The sequence below is a fragment of the Bifidobacterium simiiventris genome (assembly GCF_019331715.1).
GTDB classification, from domain to species: Bacteria; Actinomycetota; Actinomycetes; order Actinomycetales; family Bifidobacteriaceae; genus Bifidobacterium; species Bifidobacterium simiiventris.
The window spans coordinates 159,174-176,892 of sequence record NZ_JAHBBG010000002.1; the positions used below are offsets into that span (position 1 = coordinate 159,174).

General features: G+C 63.0%; 21 protein-coding genes and 1 tRNA gene. 8 read left to right on the forward strand and 14 right to left on the reverse strand.

Going from position 1 to position 17,719, the window contains the following annotated elements:
• Positions 1 to 1,485, reverse strand: coding sequence for a zinc-dependent metalloprotease (locus KIH76_RS03105; protein WP_214373301.1), 1,485 nt, complete (start codon positions 1,483 to 1,485; stop codon positions 1 to 3).
• A gap of 54 nt (positions 1,486 to 1,539) precedes the next feature.
• On the opposite strand from KIH76_RS03105, the gene KIH76_RS03110 reads away from it, so the two are divergent.
• Together KIH76_RS03110 and KIH76_RS03115 are read left to right on the forward strand one after the other, a co-directional pair.
• Positions 1,540 to 2,409, forward strand: a complete 870-nt coding sequence (locus tag KIH76_RS03110) for a YlbL family protein (protein WP_214373302.1) — start codon at positions 1,540 to 1,542, stop codon at positions 2,407 to 2,409.
• Positions 2,410 to 2,538: 129 nt separating this feature from the next.
• Entirely contained in the window at positions 2,539 to 2,955 is a 417-nt protein-coding gene (locus KIH76_RS03115) for a DUF3052 domain-containing protein (protein WP_214373303.1), read from the forward strand.
• Positions 2,956 to 3,424: 469 nt separating this feature from the next.
• Here the strand turns inward: KIH76_RS03115 and KIH76_RS03120 are convergent, their stop codons facing one another.
• The 12 genes from KIH76_RS03120 to KIH76_RS03175 form a co-directional block, all read right to left on the reverse strand.
• A complete protein-coding gene (locus tag KIH76_RS03120; protein WP_219069294.1) occupies positions 3,425 to 3,835 on the reverse strand; it encodes a hypothetical protein in 411 nt (136 codons plus the stop codon).
• A 104-nt stretch (positions 3,836 to 3,939) separates the two neighbouring features.
• Positions 3,940 to 4,269 (reverse strand): HNH endonuclease signature motif containing protein, encoded by a 330-nt coding sequence (locus tag KIH76_RS03125; RefSeq protein ID WP_219069296.1) that lies wholly within the window; start codon positions 4,267 to 4,269, stop codon positions 3,940 to 3,942.
• Positions 4,241 to 4,465, reverse strand: coding sequence for a hypothetical protein (locus KIH76_RS03130; RefSeq protein WP_219069298.1), 225 nt, complete (start codon positions 4,463 to 4,465; stop codon positions 4,241 to 4,243). Before KIH76_RS03130 ends, KIH76_RS03125 begins: the two co-directional genes overlap by 29 nt.
• 15 nt (positions 4,466 to 4,480) lie before the next feature.
• Positions 4,481 to 5,356 carry a phage major capsid protein gene (locus KIH76_RS03135; RefSeq protein ID WP_219069300.1) on the reverse strand — a complete coding sequence of 292 codons (876 nt, stop codon included), beginning with the start codon at positions 5,354 to 5,356 and terminating at the stop codon, positions 4,481 to 4,483.
• Between the two features lie 601 nt (positions 5,357 to 5,957).
• Positions 5,958 to 6,341: a hypothetical protein gene (locus KIH76_RS03140; protein ID WP_219069302.1), complete on the reverse strand. Its 384-nt coding sequence runs from the start codon at positions 6,339 to 6,341 to the stop codon at positions 5,958 to 5,960.
• Positions 6,342 to 6,398: 57 nt separating this feature from the next.
• The gene (locus KIH76_RS03145) at positions 6,399 to 6,767 is read right to left on the reverse strand and encodes a hypothetical protein (protein ID WP_219069304.1); all 369 of its coding nucleotides are present in this window, start codon (positions 6,765 to 6,767) and stop codon (positions 6,399 to 6,401) included.
• Positions 6,768 to 6,778: 11 nt separating this feature from the next.
• A complete protein-coding gene (locus KIH76_RS03150) occupies positions 6,779 to 7,090 on the reverse strand; it encodes a hypothetical protein (RefSeq protein WP_219069305.1) in 312 nt (103 codons plus the stop codon).
• 201 nt (positions 7,091 to 7,291) lie between these two features.
• Positions 7,292 to 8,446, reverse strand: coding sequence for an AAA family ATPase (locus tag KIH76_RS03155; protein WP_219069308.1), 1,155 nt, complete (start codon positions 8,444 to 8,446; stop codon positions 7,292 to 7,294).
• Entirely contained in the window at positions 8,443 to 8,892 is a 450-nt protein-coding gene (locus KIH76_RS03160; protein WP_219069310.1) for a hypothetical protein, read from the reverse strand. The genes KIH76_RS03155 and KIH76_RS03160 overlap by 4 nt, the downstream gene beginning before the upstream one ends.
• Positions 8,882 to 9,124, reverse strand: coding sequence for a hypothetical protein (locus KIH76_RS03165; protein ID WP_219069312.1), 243 nt, complete (start codon positions 9,122 to 9,124; stop codon positions 8,882 to 8,884). The genes KIH76_RS03160 and KIH76_RS03165 overlap by 11 nt, the downstream gene beginning before the upstream one ends.
• Positions 9,117 to 9,305, reverse strand: a complete 189-nt coding sequence (locus KIH76_RS03170) for a hypothetical protein (RefSeq protein WP_219069314.1) — start codon at positions 9,303 to 9,305, stop codon at positions 9,117 to 9,119. Before KIH76_RS03170 ends, KIH76_RS03165 begins: the two co-directional genes overlap by 8 nt.
• Positions 9,306 to 9,310: 5 nt before the next feature.
• Positions 9,311 to 9,520 carry a helix-turn-helix domain-containing protein gene (locus KIH76_RS03175; RefSeq protein ID WP_219069316.1) on the reverse strand — a complete coding sequence of 70 codons (210 nt, stop codon included), beginning with the start codon at positions 9,518 to 9,520 and terminating at the stop codon, positions 9,311 to 9,313.
• Positions 9,521 to 9,645: 125 nt separating this feature from the next.
• On the opposite strand from KIH76_RS03175, the gene KIH76_RS03180 reads away from it, so the two are divergent.
• Together KIH76_RS03180 and KIH76_RS03185 are read left to right on the forward strand one after the other, a co-directional pair.
• The gene (locus KIH76_RS03180; protein ID WP_219069318.1) at positions 9,646 to 10,269 is read left to right on the forward strand and encodes a helix-turn-helix domain-containing protein; all 624 of its coding nucleotides are present in this window, start codon (positions 9,646 to 9,648) and stop codon (positions 10,267 to 10,269) included.
• A gap of 6 nt (positions 10,270 to 10,275) precedes the next feature.
• Positions 10,276 to 11,478 carry a tyrosine-type recombinase/integrase gene (locus KIH76_RS03185; RefSeq protein ID WP_338023552.1) on the forward strand — a complete coding sequence of 401 codons (1,203 nt, stop codon included), beginning with the start codon at positions 10,276 to 10,278 and terminating at the stop codon, positions 11,476 to 11,478.
• A gap of 3 nt (positions 11,479 to 11,481) precedes the next feature.
• Here the strand turns inward: KIH76_RS03185 and KIH76_RS03190 are convergent.
• Positions 11,482 to 11,555, reverse strand: a tRNA-Val gene (locus KIH76_RS03190).
• Between the two features lie 149 nt (positions 11,556 to 11,704).
• Between KIH76_RS03190 and KIH76_RS11680 the strand changes: the two genes are divergently transcribed.
• The 4 genes from KIH76_RS11680 (at position 11,705) to KIH76_RS03210 (ending at position 17,633) form a co-directional block, all read left to right on the forward strand.
• Positions 11,705 to 13,300: a DivIVA domain-containing protein gene (locus KIH76_RS11680; protein ID WP_214373304.1), complete on the forward strand. Its 1,596-nt coding sequence runs from the start codon at positions 11,705 to 11,707 to the stop codon at positions 13,298 to 13,300.
• Between the two features lie 61 nt (positions 13,301 to 13,361).
• The gene (gene dxr / locus KIH76_RS03200; protein ID WP_420829248.1) at positions 13,362 to 14,546 is read left to right on the forward strand and encodes a 1-deoxy-D-xylulose-5-phosphate reductoisomerase; all 1,185 of its coding nucleotides are present in this window, start codon (positions 13,362 to 13,364) and stop codon (positions 14,544 to 14,546) included.
• A 73-nt stretch (positions 14,547 to 14,619) separates the two neighbouring features.
• Positions 14,620 to 15,861: a flavodoxin-dependent (E)-4-hydroxy-3-methylbut-2-enyl-diphosphate synthase gene (gene ispG / locus KIH76_RS03205; RefSeq protein WP_214373305.1), complete on the forward strand. Its 1,242-nt coding sequence runs from the start codon at positions 14,620 to 14,622 to the stop codon at positions 15,859 to 15,861.
• Positions 15,858 to 17,633, forward strand: a complete 1,776-nt coding sequence (locus KIH76_RS03210; protein WP_214373306.1) for an alpha/beta hydrolase — start codon at positions 15,858 to 15,860, stop codon at positions 17,631 to 17,633. Before ispG ends, KIH76_RS03210 begins: the two co-directional genes overlap by 4 nt.
• Positions 17,634 to 17,719: the final 86 nt, after the last annotated feature.

The following is a 17,719-nucleotide window of genomic DNA, read 5'->3' on the forward strand; positions in this document are numbered from 1 at the left end:
CTACTGTCGTTCGTCGTCCGGGGAATCTCCGGAATCCTCGCCGAGCAGCTTGCTCAGCTCGGCGTCCCAGTCGATCGCATCGGAGCCGCCGGACGAACCGTTCGACCGGTCCGGAGTGCCATCGCCGTTGCCTGCGTTCGCGGCATCCGTTGCGCCGTCGGCCGGCTTGTCGCCTGGCAATGCCGGCAACAGATCCGGATGACCCCACTTCGCGTCACGGGTCTCGATGCCGTCAGTCGCGCCGATCTGCTCCCAGAGAGCCGCCGCCTCGCGCATGCGCTTCGGTCGCAGCTCCAATCCGAGCAACGACTCGAACGTCCGCTCGGCCGGGCCGCCGACCGCGCGTTCGCGCCGGATCATCTCGCGCAACTGTTCGATATGCGGGATGTGCGCCATGCCGGCACGCCAGACCACGCAGTCCACCCAGCCTTCGACCAGTGCGAGCAGCGTCTCCAACGACGCTTTCGCCTCCTGCTGCTCGGGCGTGTCCGCAATGCCCACCTTCGTGAGGTTCACCGCGCCGGAGATCGCCTCCGGATCCATCGAACTCGCCTCGCGCAGCTGCTCCTCCATCGCGTCTAGGTCGATGTCCACGCCGCGCGCGTACTTGCCGATCAGCGCCTCGAACCGCGGCATCAGCCATGGCACCGACGCGAACAGGCGCGCATGCGCCATCTCGCGCAACGCGAGGAACGACATGACCTCCGCGACCGGGATATCCAGCGATTTCGCATACTCCTCGACGTTCTGCACGATCAGGCCGCCCGCGGGATTGGCCAGCAATGCGACGCCCTGATCGAAACTGCCGTGTACCTCGTGCGACAGGTCGCCCGCCGCATGGCCCAGCTGCATCGCGAACGACGTGTTGCCCAGCAGCCGCATCAGCTGCGCCGGGTTCTTCATGCCTTCGGGGATCGGAATCGACACCGGGCCCGCGAACACGCCCGCGATCTCGCCGTTGAACGCGTCTCCCAGACGTTCGGAGATCACCGAGGCCAGCGCCTCGTTCATCGACTCGGCGACCGGTGCCGCGAACTTCGCCCACGCGTCGATCGTTTCCTCCACCCAGCCGGCGCGGGTCATCACCTCGGGTTCGCCGGCCACCGGATTCATTTCGCACGCCGTGTCCAGCCACAGGTTCGCCTCGCTCATCGCACGGCGCGCCGCGGCTCCCGACTCCGCGCTCACCGTCGGCAACGATCCCTCTCCGTTCGCCTGCTGCAAGGCGATCGACTTGGCCAGCTTCACGTTGATCGGCCCTTCGGCCACGGTCTGCTGCATTTCGCTCGGCGTGTTCAGCCCGCCCGTGGTGAACGCCTGCATCAGCGCTTGCACCTCGCTCGGCTTGGGCAGCTTCGACGGGTCCTGACTCATGAGCTGGTCCTTGATCGCGTCGGGCAGGTCGTTGAGCTGTTTGAAGGCCATCTCGCCCTGGATCGGGCCGAAGCATTCGATCAGCCACTGGTGGATTGCGTTCTCGTCCATAGTCCGTTCCCCGCTTCATGTGTTAACGTCGGTTGGTTCCATAGTATTGGAGGTATGCCGAACATGCACACGAAACGCCAGTCTCACGCCCAAGGCATATTCTCACGTATCGGCGCACGGGTGCGCGAATACTACGGGGCGCGTCCACGCGGGTATCTTACCGGGGCGTTCGCCGTGCTGCTGTCGGTTGTCGTGCTGTGCCTGCCCAGCGCCTACGCGGTCGAAGGCCCCGGCCCCACCGCCGACGTGCTTGGCAAGACGGGCGGCAAGAACGTCATCACCGTCACCGGAGCCGACACGCATCGGGACACCGGCAAGCTGCTGCTCGTCACCGTCAACGCGTCCGGCGTGCCCGGCTATCCGGTCACCAACGCGCAGACCCTGTGGGCGTGGCTCGACCCGCAGCAGACCGTCATGCCGCAGGAGGCCGTCGTGCCGGTCGGCCAGAGCGCCGAGGAATACCAGAAGGAAAGCGAGAAGGAGATGACCTCCTCGCAAGGATCCGCGACCGCCGCCGCGCTTGCGTACGCGAAACAGACGCTCGGCATCGACACGGACGGTGTGACGGTCACCATGCACGTCGACGACATCGGCGGCCCGTCCGCGGGCATGATGTACTCGCTCGGCCTGATCGACAAACTCACCGAAACGGATGAGACGGGCGGCCAGACGATCGCCGGCACCGGCACGATGTCGAAGAACGGCAAGGTCGGCGCGATCGGCGGCATCAGGCTGAAGATGATCGGCGCGAAACGCGACGGTGCGACATGGTTCCTCGCGCCCGAATCGAACTGCGACGAGGTCGTTGGCCATGTGCCGGCAGGGTTGCGCGACGTGAAGGTCGCGACGCTCGACGAGGCGTATCAGGCGCTGGTCGCGATCGGGAAGGGCGAGGGCGCGGACCTGCCGCACTGCACCGCCTGACGGCCGGGAAAGACATGTCCGGCAAGCGTGCGGATCATGCGCTCCGGAAGCGGATCGCATGATCGTTTGATGAGACGCGCCGCGCGTGTTAACGCGGCTGTTCCCCGCGGTTTGCTAATGTAATGTCCCGTGAATCAAACGGCATCTGATAACGCTGAAGAGTTCGGTTTCCACAAGGGCGACATCGTCCAGGAGTGGATGTGGGACGAAGACGTGGACGATTCGATCCGCGCCAAGATCGAAGACCTGACCGGTGAGGATCTGGTCGACGAGGATTACGATTCCGCCGTGGACGGCGTGATCATCTGGTGGCGCGACGGCGACGACGAGGACGAGCTATCCGACACCATCGTGGATGCCTACGCGGTGCTCGGCGACGACGGCCCGCTGTGGGTGCTCACCCCCAAGCCCGGTCGCCCGGGTGCGGCCAGCTCCAGCACCGTGCAGTCCGCTGCGAAGACCGCAGGCATGAACGCCGCCACGCCGCTGACCATCAGCAAGGACTGGAACGGCATTCATCTGCGCGCCTTCGGCAAGGGACGCTGACGATCTTCGAAAACCTGAGTGGGGACGGTCCTGCATCGTCTCCGCTTTCTTGTATGCGGCTGCATGCGGCCTGGCGCGTGCCCGAAACGTGCACGGCTCTGACTGCCCTGACTTTCGATATGACAAAGCCCCGGAACCGTGTGATTTCACCGTGTGGTTTCCGAGGCTTGGCAGGCGGTGGGCGATGAGGGGCTCGAATCATCTTCACCCATGGCTGAGAATCGTTGGGAAATGGCCGCTTTGCCTTACAGGAGTAGGGTTGGGCGGCTTTTTCGTATTTCGGGAAATTACACCGAATTACACTGTTTTTTCAGAAAAATGTAGTCAAAATGTAGTCACGGATATGAGAAGAGCGCCAGACGTTAATCTGGCGCTCTTTTGTGGCCTTGGCGGTGTTCCATGCCGCTGCGGCCGAACCATCTATAACCAACAGCGCAATCCAGTGATTGTTTTGTTGACGGTTCCAATTCTAGAGGTCGGCTTGCGTGAACGCGCCAACCTCGCTGTCCAGGTCGAACAATGGGTCATCGTCCTGCTGCTGGCGGATCGCGTCGAGCTTGGCTGCGGCGTCTACCAGCTGGCGGGCGATGCCGGGCAGGTCACGCGGGGCCGTGTCCGCCGACTCCATGGCCGCGTGCAGGCGGCGAACCACCAAACGAAGACAGTCCTCGTAGTCGGGCGGGACGCCGTTCACGATGTCGTCCAGTTGGCTGTTGGTGATCTCGTGACGCCGGGGTTTCGTAACACGTTTCGTATCAGCGGTGACGCTGCCGTGCTCGTGCTGGCGGGATGCCTTGACGCGGCACGCCGCAGAGCAGTATTTGCGCGGCCTACCGGTCGATTGGGCTGGTAGCTGCTTGCCGCAATACCGGCATTTCATCGTTAACTGCTCCTAGTTTCGTATCAAGGGCCTAGCCCGGGGAGAGATCGGCCCTGTGCCCGAGGTGGCTGCCAGACCGGGCGGGAGGATACCCCACCGTGGGTCTACCAGTCGCCGCTCGTCATCAACGGCAGGGACGTCGATCGTATCATCTGTTTTCCGGCGAGCAGCGCGCGAGCGTACGTGTCGCTCTTGTTGCTTTTGAGTCGATTGCAACGACGATGCACGAGACGGCAGTTGCTGAAGTCCAATGGATCGCCGCCACGTGACACAGGCACGAGTTCGTCGACCTCCGCGCTCAATAGATGCGGAGTGCGCAGGCTCTTGTCGACCGGCTTGCCGCAGATCGCACACACGTCATAGGCGGCAAGCACTCGCTTGCGCAGCTGGTCACGCCGCCAACCGTTAGCCCTGCGTGGATTCGGGCGGGACATTGGCGAGCTGTCCGAGCGTGGCGGCGATCCTGTCGAGCGCGTCCGCGATCCGGCAGCGTGCTTCGAGATCGATGATGACGCTTTCGGCGGCTAGGTTGTTTGTCGTTTTGGCTCGGTTGAGTCGTGCGGTCAGAGTGTCGCCGCGCTGGTTGGCCGGGATATTCATAACGTCCTCGAATGTCTTACTGGTCTTCATGGTTGGCGTGGTCCTTTACTTGGTCGTGGTGGTCTGGTTGACAGTGAGCACTGCGAGGTGGTTCGGGTAGGGGATTCCCCAGCCTATGCGCACGGTGATGCGCACGCCGAACGAATCCTTCTCGAAGTAACGGTCGTCTGTACGGCTCACGGTGATCTGACCACTGGCGCTGTACACGTCTTTCGAGCTGTTGACGAGAATCTTGCCGTCCGGGGCCATGTTGTCGAGGTAGACGGGCACGCCGAACAGGGCGGGGGTGGGTTCGTTGGCTACGTCGGGGTTAATCATTGGCTGGCCTTCGGCGTATCGCATTTTCAGCAGGTACGCCCATGTTCCGTATCCCATGACGAGGGCCGTGGGGGTGCCTCCGTTGGCGCTTACCTGTGCGATTGCGTCTATGATCGGGTCGAGCTTGTTGGTGATGTTCCCGCCTTGGATGATGCCGGGGTAGTTGAACAGGCCGGTTGGCTTCGATTCGGGTTGTCCGTCCGTGGGGGCGGGGTTCTGCCAGAATATGGCGTTGATCTTCTCCGTGATGCTCTTACGCATTCCCTCGGTGATGACGGTGACGACGTCCGCGCCGCTGCCTCCGGCCGTGGCGTTTCCGTCCGCCGTGGCGTTGCTTTCGTTGGTGAACACGTTCAGTAGCGCGACTTTCTGCGTTTTTACCGCCAGTTCCTTGGCGTGTGTGTCGGATTCCTTGATTTCCTCACCTTCGGCGACGATCTGCGCGGCGCTGAGACTGCCGACGTAGGGCAGGTAGAGCGATGGATAGTCGCCGGTGATGTCGCCGGCCGTGGTCGCTTGGGTGAATACCGCCGCGTTGGGGATGACGAGTGATGCGGGGCGTGCTGCCGCGCTGCCGTAACCGGCCATTGATTCCGTTGTCATGTTGTTGTTCCTTTGCTGGTTGCGCGTCCCTGCGCTGCATATGAGAAAGCGGCCGGGGCGCTGTGGGTGCGCCGTCCGGCCGCTGACTGCAAACAAAAGTGCTGCGTTTATTCTACATCATGTCTGGCTTGTTCCTCGAGTCGTTTGCATTGCTGTTTCCAGAAGCGTTTCCCGGCACGATGCCTTGCGCTTTCGATGGTGAGGGACTGTATCCAACGGATAAGCTCACGGCGGGTCATGTGCCGGTACGGTTCCGGCTCCAAATCGTCCGGCTCACTCACGGGGCGGCTCCCTCATGTCGTTGCGACGCTTGAGTTCGTCGGCGATCCTGCATAGGGCTTGCAGCATGTCGTCACGCTGACCGCCTGCGGCTAGTTCCTGTAGGTATCGCGCCTCGAGCGAGGCCGGTCTACGATTGCGGTGTCTGCGGTGTCTTGGCATTCGGTTTTCTCCTTCCATTCCTTCGCCAGTCGTCGCATGAGGGTGTCGTAACGTTCCTGACGTTCGTCCTGATCCAGGCGGCGGCCGGCGTGCCTGTGCAGTTTCGCCATACGGGTTTCCTCCATTCGTTTGATTCGGTGCCGGTAGACGGCGGGTATCCTCACGAGCACGCTTCGATGATCTCCGGTATGTGGGCCGTCTCCCATGCGACCACCTCGGCGAGGTCGTCCAGCCACGTTTGCAGCAGTTCGGTCTTGGTGGCGAGGTCGGCGAGTTCGTCGGGCGTGCTGTCGCTCCAGTAGACGCCGCTGTTCTGGATGCTGTTGGAGCCGGTGCCGTCCGTGAACACGTCGGACGCGAACGATACGGCGAACGGGTCAAGGTCGCTGTCGAACACGACGATCGTGTCGCGGTCGGGTGACTCGGGCGGGTAGCGCTCGAACCTCCAGCCCGGCGAGTGCTCGAGCTGCAAGCGGGGCAATGGTGGCAGCTTGGCGAGGATGCGTTTCATGTCCTCGGGCGAGTTGCGTTTCACCGGGCGCATGTAGTCCTCCTCCGAATACGGTCGAACGTCGGGGGGGGGGGGTGATCTTTTCCGTGCTCATTGTCTGTTCCTTTCCTCGGGTTGGTTTGCTTCACTGGATGCCGGCCGGCGTCCCGCGTCCGTCGTGGCGTCGCCAACCGCCGTGTCGGACGTGTGGCGGTGGATGTCGGCCGGCTTGCGATCCCAGCGTGGCGACGCGCGGGGTTTCACCGGGTCGATCTGCTGGGCGAGTATCAGCATGGACGCGCCGGTTATCGCGGCATCCTGCGGATGGACGGGCACACGGATAACGATGTCGTGGCCGCTGCAAGACTGGATCGCGTGCGCGCAAGCGCGGAGGACTTGGCCGGCGATCCGTTGCGCGTCCCTGCGGGGCTTCGACACGTCCGCGTCCGAGTCCGCGACCGAGAACTTGACCGGGATCATGCCCACGTGGTTCACCATGATTCCGCCCCCTCGAACATGAGTTGCCCCGGACTCGAAGTCGAACCTCGATGCAGTCGGCGAGCGCCGTGATCTTTCGGTTCGTCGGGTAGGGTGATGCCGGTCTGGTTGACGATCTGGGCGGCCTGGCAGAGCGGGCATGAGATGTGTGTGACGGTGGCGGTTGTGCTGTGTTCGGCGTGGGTGACGTTGGTTTGTGTCTGGGTGAAGTTGAGTCGTTTGCCGCACCATGTGATTACGGTGTCGTCTTCGCGCCATTCGACTATGTCGTGGTCGGTTATGGTGACGTCTGTCATACGGTTCATGATCGGTGCTCGATTCTGGGTGTGAATGTGGCGTGAGGTGTTGTGGTCATTGGGTTTTGAGGGTGTGTGGTGTATTAGTTCCCCACGGGGTCATTATCCGTAACGGGGTAGTATTCTGGGGTAGTATTCACGCCTACTCCTGTAAGGGTTTGAATTGTGCCCCGATTAGTACCCCTTTACGGATAATGAGGTGGTGGGGAACTAATCGGCGTCCATGTCGTCCGAATCATCGTTCACGCTCCATATGTGCCCCTGTCCGCGTCCGGTGTGGTTCGGATCGGGGGCGGATGAGATAAGGCCGGGATGTCGCTCCCTCACCTTGCGAAGCTGTTTGACGGTGTACCCGCGTTCGTCGGCGGCGGTCTTGATCTTGTCGAACGGGGTGGGGCCGTGCTCGGTCAGATAGTCGATGATCCAATCGGCCACTTCGCCGCGACTCCTGCGCGGGGATTCCGCGAACGCGACACTCATGTTCTTGTTGATGACCTCGTTAACGTTGCGTTCGGTCGGCATGAAACCGGTGATCTTCGGTACGCTGAACACTCGGTTGGCGTCGTCGGTGATGTCGCATGAGATGAGGCCGTATGAATAGGATTGGTCCTGTGCGGTCGTGTAGGACGATTTGTCGATGGTCAGCACGCAATCGCCGTTGTCGTCGTCGCGGGCGACCAAGAGCAGTGATCTGATGGCGTCGCGGAAGGCATGGGAGCCGCTTATCTTGTCGCTGGCGTAGCCGCCGCCCTTGTTGAAGTGCAGGATGCCGACCACGGCGATATCGAGGTCGGCCGCGAACTTCGCCAACGGGTCGAGCGCTCTTCTCACGTCGTCGCGCTTGTTGCTGTCGCCGTCCATCGCCGACGTGATGGGGTCAATTATCCACATGCGGATGCGGTTTCGCTTGAAGCTCTCCGCAAGCGCGGGCAGGTCTTCCGGGATGCGCACGCCGGAGTCTCCGTATTGGTCGGCCATCCCATAGAACGCGATCCGTTCCAAGTCCGCGCCCTCGGCCTCGAGTCTCATGCTCTGCATCGATTCCGTGTCCTCGATACCGCTGACCGCCACGTTGACCGGCGTGCCCTTCCAGTCGCCGTCCAACAGTCCCTTGGTGGCGAGCGCCGCACGGTAGAGGATCAGGGTGGACTTCGAGACGCCGGCGCGGCCGGCTATCAAGGTGATCGTGCCGACCGGGATCAGGGGATAGTCGATGAACCGGGGCGCGTGGCGTTCCACGGCGGACGCGGGCGTGACTTTCGGCTGGCGCGAGCCATTGGCCGAGTCAAGCATGGTCGCCCGGTCGGCCGCTGCGGTGACGGTGATCTTGGGTGCCGGTTTTATCCTGGTCATTGTCTGGGTCATGCGTCTACCTCCTTGGGCCGGCGAGTGCCGCTGCCAGTGCCTTGTTGTAGCGGGCGGTGTATGGGTTGCTGATGGTCTGACGACTGCCTTGGGGCCATATGCCGTACTGGTATTCGAGTTGTTGGCAGCAGCGCAGTCGGTTCAGGTATTGTCTGTAGGCGGCGACGTTGCGAAGATATTCGGCTTCGAGTTGGTAGTTGCGGCGGGAAACTGGGATACTGGAAGCGTTCGGGTTCGTCATAGTCTGAACATCCCTTCTTCTCTCCTTGAAGGTTTGCCCCGCGCTTTCGTATCCTTTCGGCGCGGGGTTTTCTCGTATCCGGTGGCATTATCAGCAGCGCGAGCAACAGCAGTGCGAGGATGATTCTGTATTCCTCGAGCTGCACCAGAAGCGCGGCCGTGAACGACAGCAGCAGCGATACCAGGATGCGGATTTCATGCAGCATGACGTGGCTCCTTGTGCGAGTGCATCCAGTGAAGGACTTGCCGCCGCGTATAGATCGCGTCGCCGTTCACGAGGGTCACGTGCTCGGGGCCGGCCTCGTTGATACGCAAGTCGATCAGCACGGATAGCGGTATGCCCATGCACGCGGCCGTCGCCCGTTCGCTCATGCGCTTGGGCATGACATCCTTGGCAGCAGTGATCTGTTCTTCGGTGAACGTCGGAATCTTAACCACGATTGCCTCCCTCGGTGAGCCATGCCACGAGTTCCTGCACCTGGGAGGGGCTGAGCGTGACCGGATGCGCAGTCAACGCCTCGGCACCGATCTGGAACGTGACGTAACCCGGCGTATACCGATCACAGAGCAGCGGGCGATCCGGGTCGTATTCGTTCTCGAATCTCAGAGTGTTCTTCATGATCCTCAGTCCTCCTTCTCGGTGGTGTCGGTGCCGGCCATCCACTTGTCGAGGTCTGACTTCCGGTAGTAGACACGGCCGTTCGGCTTCGAGTACTTCGGGCCACGGCCGCTGCTGGCCATGCTGGCGAGACTGCCGGCAGTGGTGTTGCAGTAGTCGGCCGCTTGCGAGCGCGACAACCACGGATCACTGATAGGCGGGGTACTGATCTTCATTCCCGTTAACCTCCATTGATGTTTATTAATGACGTTCATTGTTATTTAATGTCTATGACTATAGAACTACAACAACTATTGATGATTGTCAATAAGCGACACGCAGAGAAGTTAATGAATGGTCATTGTTGTTTATTGCCAATAAGATGAGGGCTATGCCAAGAATCACTAACCCAATCGACGCCACGGGCTTGCAGGTGGCCGAAAATATCAAGCGACTTCGAGGTTCGATGCAATACAAAGAGGTTGCTGAGAAGCTAGAGGCAATTGGCCGACCTATGACGCCGGTTGCGATTAGGGATGCGGAAAACGGGAAACGTCGCGTTGATGTGGATGACCTTATGGCGTTCGCCGTCGTATTCGACGTGTCGCCGCTCACGCTGCTGCTGCCGGACAGCGGCAGCACGAATATCAAGGCGAGTATAACCGGGTTCCCGCATGATCTCGGCTGCGAACGAATATGGCACTGGGCGGAGGGCGAGAGGTGTCTTCCGTCGCTCACGCCGGAGACGATCGAACGGCATATAGAACGAGACACGAGATATCAGGAACGCGCCAAACCAACGGTTGACGAACGTCGTTCCATGAGTGACGACAATCTGACCGAACAGCCGGAGGAGTTCGCAGAGCGCGCAATCAAAGAGTTCTCCACAAACAGGATCGTGAATAATGACGTGTCCGATTACATTCGCTGGGCGCTGACAAACGGCACTCTCCGGTTCGACCGCCCGGATAGCAACGGTCGGTGATCCGTCGTGAGTGTCCGCAGGTACAACGCCAAGGACGGCATGAGGTACTGCGTCTATTACACGAAGCCGGACGGGACGCGCACGACGAAACGCGGGTTCAAACGCAAGATAGACGCCGATCTGTGGGAGTCCGAACACGTCAAGATCGCCAAGGCGGCAGACGCCTATGTCGATCCTCAGGCCGGGCACGCCTTGGTGGGCGATCTCTACCAGGACTACATAGACATGAAGCGTCCGCTGTGGAAACCCTCATGGCTGCACTCGGTCGAAACGTCATGGAGGGTGCACGTCGAATCGCAGTGGGGGCGGCGGCGCGTGGGCGATCTGACGAACAAGGAGATTCAGATATGGGTGAGCCGTCTCGCCGGGAGGAGGAGCGCCAGCACCACACTGAAAGCGTTTCACATTCTGGACGCGATATGTGAAAGAGCTGTTCTGGACAGGCTTATCGCGCGCAACCCATGCGAGGGGGTCGAACTGCCGGTGAAGCCGCGGCGCAAGCAGCGGCGCGTGTACCTTACCGCAAGACAGCTCGTGGCCTTCGCCGACGAATGCGCGAACGCGGAGAGGATCGGGGACGAACGCCGTGCGCTCGTGCTCCTGCTTGGATTCTGCGGTTTGCGCTGGGGCGAGGCCGCCGCGCTGCGCGTCCGTGATATCGACATGAAACGCAACCTCCTGCACGTCGTGGACAACACGGTCATGGTCGGCGGCAAGCCGGTGGACGGCACCACGAAGACCGATGAAAGCCGTGACGTGCCGATGCCTCGCATTGTGGCCGACGCGATCTTGCCCATACTCGCCAGACGACGCGAACCGGCCGACCGCGTGTTCGTGGATACGTCCGGCGCGCCGCTGCGGCCGCAGTCGGCGAGCGCGAAAACCGCGAACAGGACGTGGTGGCCGAGCGCGTTGAAGCGGTTGGGATGGAAGCCGGAAGACTGGCCGTCGCCGCATGACCTGCGGCATACGGCGGCGAGCATCGCGGTGCACGCGGGGGCGAACGTGAAGGCATTGCAGAGAATGCTCGGGCATTCAAGCGCGACCATGACGCTGGACGTGTACGCCGATCTGTTCGACAGTGATCTCATGGACGTGGCGCGGCTGATCGACGCAACTGTCCAGGTCGAATGTAGTCAAAATGTAGTCACGGCGGGCGGTGTAGTCACGGGGAAGGCCTTGGAGCCTTGCGATTCCAAGGAAAAATGAGTGTGGGCGATGAGGGGCTCGAACCCCCGACATCCACCGTGTAAAGGTGGCGCTCTAGCCGACTGAGCTAATCGCCCGCGTTGCACTACTGTATCATGCGGCCGGACCGTGCGACACGGCGTGGCATGGCCGGCCGCCCGGCGCGCGGGAGAAGGCATGCGTCCTTGAGTCGCAAGCGCAACGTACAGTTGAACCGTTGGCACTATCCATAGGAGGTTGATATCCGATGGCGCAGGAAGCTGAAGCAGAACGTGGCGGGTCGTCCATCGCCCGTGCCTCGAGCCGCAAACTGGGGTACGATACGGGGCAGGTCGATGCGTTCCTCAACAAGGCCCACGCGTTGTACGACAGCGACGGGGCTGGGCTGACGCAGCAGGATATCCAGAACGTCTCCTTCGACTTGGCTAAGGGGGGCTACGACATCGCACAGGTCGACGCGGCACTGTCCCGACTGGAACGGGCCGTTGTCGACCGTCAGACCGCGACCCAGATCGCCGAGCAGGGGCGCGTCGCATGGCGTGCCCAGACCGAGCAGCTGTATCGCCGGATCGACGCCCACGCGCAGCGCTCGGAGGGCGAGCGTTTCGCACCGGGCAAGAAGAAGCAGCCGTCATATGACCGCAAGCAGGTGGACTCCCTGATCAACGACGCCGTCGACAAGGCAGCCGCCGAACTTGGCGTGGACGGCGCGGATCGCAAGCTCGCCGAGGATCTCAAGCAGGTGACCGCCGCATCGGTCAGCAACGCGACCTTCACGCAGCGCAAAGGCCCCCGTGGATACGACGAGCGACAGGTGGATTATTTCCTCAACTCCTGCGTTCAGCTGCTCAGCCGTCTCGAATCGTTCTCCCGGGTCAACGAGCTCGACGACGCCGCGAGCGCCAAGGCCGCCTCCGGTCCGGTGGCCGCCACCGTTCCCGCGTCGTCCGCGCCGTCCGGGCAATCCGGCGCCGTCTCGCCGCTGTTCGCAGCCGGAAACGGCCAGACCGCGGCACCCGCATCGTTCGCCCCCCACAGCAGCGACAAGGAATCGTTCGACGCGCTGCACAAGGCGGAGCAGGCCATCTTCACGGCGCCGGTGCCGGCCACGCCGGTTGCGAGCGTGCCGCCGGCACCGGTTGCGGCACATGTTCCCGAGACGCCCGCGACTCCCGCACCTGTCGTGCCGCCGGCACCGGTCATTCCCGGTGGCGCGGATTCGTCGCTGGCCGAGCTGGCGCATATGGCCGAGGCCTCGCAGGAGATGGACGCGCCGAGCGCCTTCCACCCGCATATGCCGAGTCTGTCGACTCCGGCCGTGACCCCGGTGCCACCCGTTGAAGATGCCTCTCCTGCGCCGCAGCCCGCATCCCCGGTTCCGGTTCCCGCCGACGGCGAGGCGACAGGCATCATCATGCCGTCGGCCGAACCCGCCGCGCCATCCGAGCAGATGCCCCAATCGTTCGCTCCGGCCGTCAAGCCGCAACGTTCCGCATCTCATGGACGTGTCAGCCAGTCCGCCGCGCAGGCTCCCGCCGTGTCCGAGAACGTGCCGCAGCAGGTGCCGGCCACGCCGGAACCGCAGGCCGAGCCTCAGATCCAGCCCGATTCGATCCCCTCGTTCGCTCCGGCCGAGATGCCGCAGCATGAGTCGACTCGCCCGGCTGAGCCGCAGACCGAATCCGCTCCGGCCGAACAAGCGAAGCCCGAAGTCGTATCGCCGGCATCCGCGCCGGACAAGAACGAGACGGTCTTCCCGTCCCTCTTCCCTCAGGTCGACACTGACATTCCCGATCTGTCGTTCCCGTCCCTGTACGGCGACGACACGAAGAAGCACGCGTGAGCTCGCACGGCCACGGCCGTGAGACGTTTTGCACCATCACCGACAATACAAAGGACACATCGTGAAACAGCAGGCTACGGTGGTCATCCTCGGATCCACCGGATCCATCGGTACACAGGGTCTGGATGTCATCTCCCGTCACCCCGAACGGTTCGCCGTCACCGGTCTCGCCGCGGGCGGCTCCCATGTGGAACTGTTGGCCCGGCAGGCCGCCGCATTCCATGTGCCGCAGGTCGCGGTGGCCGATCCGAGCGCAGTGAAGCCGCTGCGCGAGGCACTTGACCGTGCGGGGGCCACCTATACCACCGTGCAGGCCGGATTCGATGCGGTCATTGGACTCGCCGGATGCGGAGCCGGCGTGGTACTCAACGGCATCACCGGATCGATCGGTCTCGAACCGTCGATCGCGGCGCTCAAGGCCGGCTCTCAGCTCGCGCTGGCGAACAAGGAATCGGTCGTCGCCGGCGGTCACCTGCTGTTCAGCTCGCAGACGCGCGACAACCAGATCAACCCCGTCGATTCGGAACATTCCGCGATCTGGCAGTCGCTGCGCGCCGGCACGCACGGCGAGGTCAGCAAGCTCGTCGTCACCGCGTCCGGCGGCCCGTTCCGCGGTTGGAAACGCGCCGACATGACCGGCATCACGCCCGAACAGGCGTTGAACCACCCGACGTGGCATATGGGCCCGGTCGTCACCATCAACTCGTCCACGCTGATGAACAAGGGTCTCGAGGTCATCGAGGCGAGCCGGCTGTTCGACATCGCGCCGGACCGCATCGACGTGACCGTGCACCCGCAGTCCATCGTGCATTCGATGGTCGAGTTCTGCGACGGCGCGACGATCTGCCAGGCGTCGCCGCCGGACATGCGTCTGCCGATCGCGCTCGGTCTGTCCGCGCCGGATCGTCTCGACAATGTCGCGGCGGCGTGCGATTGGACGAAGGCCGCCAGCTGGACGTTCGAGCCGCTGGACGACGAGGCGTTCCCGGCCGTGTCGCTGGCCCGACATTGCCTCAAAGCGTCCGAAAAGCATACGGCAGTGCTCAACGCGGCCAACGAACAGGCCGTGCACGCGTTCCTCGAACATCGCCTGCCGTATCTGGGTATCGTCGACACCGTCAAGGAAGTGCTTGACGAGATGGATGCCGAACTGCGCGGCGCCCCGCTGTTCGAATCCGTGGAGGAAATGAGTCAACTCGAGCTGGAAGCCCGCCGTCGCGCGGACGATCTGATAAACAAGCAGTAGTCGATATCGTGAATACGGGCCGTGCGGTTGCCGCCGGCCCGTAACTATGCCACGTAGGGAAACAGACCAGAACATGAATCCTTCGAATACCGAAGCCGCAAGTCTTCAGCAGCCCGTCAACAAGCCGTTTCGCAAGACCGGCGACCCGGTCGAGCTGACCAGCGAATCGCCGCTGCACCCGCGCCGCAAGTCGCGCCGCATCATGGTCGGCCCTGTGCCGGTCGGCGGGGGAGCACCCATCTCCGTGCAGTCGATGACCAACACGCTCACCGCGAACGTGCCGGCCACGCTCCAGCAAATTGCCGAGCTGACCGCCGCGGGCTGCGACATCGTGCGCGTCGCCGTGCCAAGTCAGGACGATGCGGACGCGCTGCCCGAAATCGTACGTAAGTCGCCGATTCCGGTCATCGCCGACATCCATTTCCAGTCCAAGTACGTGTTCCAGGCCATCGACGCCGGTTGCGCGGCCGTGCGCGTCAACCCGGGCAACATCCGTAAGTTCGACCAGGTCGGCCCTGACATCTGCAAGGCCGCGACCGATGCGGGCATTTCGCTGCGCATCGGCGTGAACGCCGGCTCGCTCGACAAGGACCTGTACGCCAAGTACGGCGGCCCGACCCCGGAAGCGCTTGTGGCGAGCGCGCTCAAGGAGGCGCGCATGTTCGAGGACGTCGGCTTCCATGATTTCAAAATATCCGTCAAGCACCACGACGTGATCACCATGGTCGAGACCTACCGTCTGCTCGCCTCGAAGGGCGACTGGCCGCTGCACCTGGGCGTCACCGAGGCCGGTCCGGCATGGCAGGGTACCATCAAGTCATGCCTCGCGTTCGGCGCGCTTTTGGCCGAGGGCATCGGCGACACGATCCGCGTGTCGCTGTCCGCGCCGCCGGTCGAAGAGGTGAAGGTCGGCTGCAAGCTGCTCGAATACATGGGACTGCGCCCGCGCAAGTTCGACATCATCTCCTGCCCGAGCTGCGGCCGTGCGCAGGTCGACGTGATCCAGCTCGCCGGTGCCGTGACCGAAGGATTGAAGAACATCACTGCACCGATCCGCGTGGCCGTCATGGGCTGTATCGTCAACGGCCCGGGCGAGGCGCGCGAGGCCGACCTCGGCGTGGCCTCCGGCAACGGCAAGGGCCAGATCTTCATCAAGGGCAAGGTCATCAAGACCGTGCCCGAAGACCAGATCGTTGAGACGCTGCTCACGATCGCCAACGACATCGCCGCGCAGATGGAGGCCGACGGTCAGGTTCCGGCCGGATCCACCGGCCCGGTCGTCGTACCGATTCAGCATCCGAACCGCGCCGCATGACGACACAGGATCAGCGGACCGCCGCCGAGCCGTCGTCGCAGTTGTGGAGTCGCGGACGACGGCTTATGCTGCGTCTGCCGATCTTCATCATGCTGATCGGCATACTCGTCTATGTGTCGAACGCGACCACCGTGCCGTGGAGCAATGAGCCGACCGGCCGCACCATCGCCTCGCTCGACGCCGATACCGCCGTCACGTTCGACAATCCGCGGCATGTCGCACTGCATCAGATCGGCGACTACGACGTCGTCGAACGCACCGTGTACTTTGACGCGAAGCAGCCGTCCACCGGCGAGACGCAGCATATCCGCATGCTGATCCGTGAGCCGAACGTCGCCGATGATGGTTCGGTCGACGGCAGTGCCGGCGATGCAACAGGTTCCGCCGGCACTGCCGCAACGAAAGACAACCTGCCCGCCGTCGTCTTCATGCACGGTGCGGGCCATGGCGGCACCCCGGACGACTCGTTCGGCGACATCGCCACCGACATGGCGTCCGCCGGATTCGTCACCGCCGTCATCGACAAGCCGATCTGGTCGACCAACGACGTCACGCGCGATTATCCGGCCTCCGCGGCCGCTTATGATCAGGCCATCGAAACCTTACGCGACCTGCCGAACGTCGACTCGGCGAACGTCGGCATCTACGCGACCAGCGAATCGACGTGGATCTCCTCATATCTGCTGCAACAGGACCATGACATCGCGTTCCAGATCCTCTTAAGCCCGATGGTGTTCACACCGCGCCAGTCGCTCGGATTCCTCGCCGCGCAGGATTTCACGCTCGTCGGCGCGAACGGCGGCTACCAGTCGATCGTGCACCGCGTGTTCAGTTTCGACACGGCCCTGATCGGTCTGACGAATTTCGATCTCGCTGATATTCCGAACGCGACGGCCTACTCGATTCCCACGTTCATCGCCTACGGGTCGAAGGACGTGATGACCGCGCAGGTCGACGGCACCGAGACGATTCTCGATCTTGCACGGGCGGCCGGCAACACGGACGTGACGGTGCGTACATATCCGATCGCCAACCATGTGATGCGGTTGGGCAGCGACGAAGAGGCCGGAACGCCGTTCGCCGACGCATACACGCGTGACGTGATCGACTGGGCGGCCGGTACTGTGGCGGGATTGACGCAGACCAGCGAGCGGGTCGCCGGCGATTCGCTGTACCAGTCGATCGCCGTGCCCGACGATCCGGTCGCACGGCGCGGACTGACCGTGTATGGGCTGCTGCTGCATGCCTCGATGGCGGTGACGTTGCTGGTCGCGCTGGTCGTGGCCGTGATCGCGGCCGTGATCGCGGCCGGATGTTCGCTGCGAGGACGGCTGCGGGGGCGACGCAACGTGCTGGGATTCGCGCACGGGTTCGGCCATGCGCTGCTGACGTTGACGCTGACCACCGTGGCGACGCTGCTGCTGTTCGCGGCCGGACTCGGGCAGGTGATCATGGGCGTGGTGCGGCTTGCGTGGGGCAGTGCGCCGGGCGACGATCCGGGCATCATGCGATGGAGCTGGCCGGTCATCCAGATCGTGTGCACGCTGGTGGTGTGGGCGTGGAGCGGTGTGTTCGCGCGGCTCATCGAGGTCGCGGCGTCGCGTGGTATCCTGCAATGGCCGCCGCGTGCCGGTTCCATTCGCGCGGTGGTGACCGGCCGTGAGCCGGTGCTCGCTTCCACCCGGCTCGGGCGTGTGCTGTTCTGGTCCGTCGTCTCGGCGATGCTGCATATATTGTTATTCTTCGCGTTCTGGGGTTTGTTCGTGTACTAGTGCCTTGTTGGGCCTCAACTGACGTATCTTTATTCTCGGCCCCCTCGGCTGAGGGGGCTGTCGGCAAAGCGGAGCGTCAGACCCAT

Bases quoted from the DNA above. Each gene is read 5' to 3' on its own strand.
- KIH76_RS03105 (WP_214373301.1), bottom strand. From the start codon at position 1,485: ATGGACGAGAACGCAATCCACCAGTGGCTGATCGAATGCTTCGGCCCG.
- KIH76_RS03110 (WP_214373302.1), top strand. From the start codon at position 1,540: ATGCCGAACATGCACACGAAACGCCAGTCTCACGCCCAAGGCATATTC.
- KIH76_RS03120 (WP_219069294.1), bottom strand. From the start codon at position 3,835: ATGAAATGCCGGTATTGCGGCAAGCAGCTACCAGCCCAATCGACCGGT.
- KIH76_RS03125 (WP_219069296.1), bottom strand. From the start codon at position 4,269: ATGTCCCGCCCGAATCCACGCAGGGCTAACGGTTGGCGGCGTGACCAG.
- KIH76_RS03130 (WP_219069298.1), bottom strand. From the start codon at position 4,465: ATGAAGACCAGTAAGACATTCGAGGACGTTATGAATATCCCGGCCAAC.
- KIH76_RS03135 (WP_219069300.1), bottom strand. From the start codon at position 5,356: ATGACAACGGAATCAATGGCCGGTTACGGCAGCGCGGCAGCACGCCCC.
- KIH76_RS03140 (WP_219069302.1), bottom strand. From the start codon at position 6,341: ATGCGCCCGGTGAAACGCAACTCGCCCGAGGACATGAAACGCATCCTC.
- KIH76_RS03145 (WP_219069304.1), bottom strand. From the start codon at position 6,767: ATGATCCCGGTCAAGTTCTCGGTCGCGGACTCGGACGCGGACGTGTCG.
- KIH76_RS03150 (WP_219069305.1), bottom strand. From the start codon at position 7,090: ATGAACCGTATGACAGACGTCACCATAACCGACCACGACATAGTCGAA.
- KIH76_RS03155 (WP_219069308.1), bottom strand. From the start codon at position 8,446: ATGACCCAGACAATGACCAGGATAAAACCGGCACCCAAGATCACCGTC.
- KIH76_RS03160 (WP_219069310.1), bottom strand. From the start codon at position 8,892: ATGCTGCATGAAATCCGCATCCTGGTATCGCTGCTGCTGTCGTTCACG.
- KIH76_RS03170 (WP_219069314.1), bottom strand. From the start codon at position 9,305: ATGAAGAACACTCTGAGATTCGAGAACGAATACGACCCGGATCGCCCG.
- KIH76_RS03175 (WP_219069316.1), bottom strand. From the start codon at position 9,520: ATGAAGATCAGTACCCCGCCTATCAGTGATCCGTGGTTGTCGCGCTCG.
- KIH76_RS11680 (WP_214373304.1), top strand. From the start codon at position 11,705: ATGGCGCAGGAAGCTGAAGCAGAACGTGGCGGGTCGTCCATCGCCCGT.
- ispG (WP_214373305.1), top strand. From the start codon at position 14,620: ATGAATCCTTCGAATACCGAAGCCGCAAGTCTTCAGCAGCCCGTCAAC.
- KIH76_RS03210 (WP_214373306.1), top strand. From the start codon at position 15,858: ATGACGACACAGGATCAGCGGACCGCCGCCGAGCCGTCGTCGCAGTTG.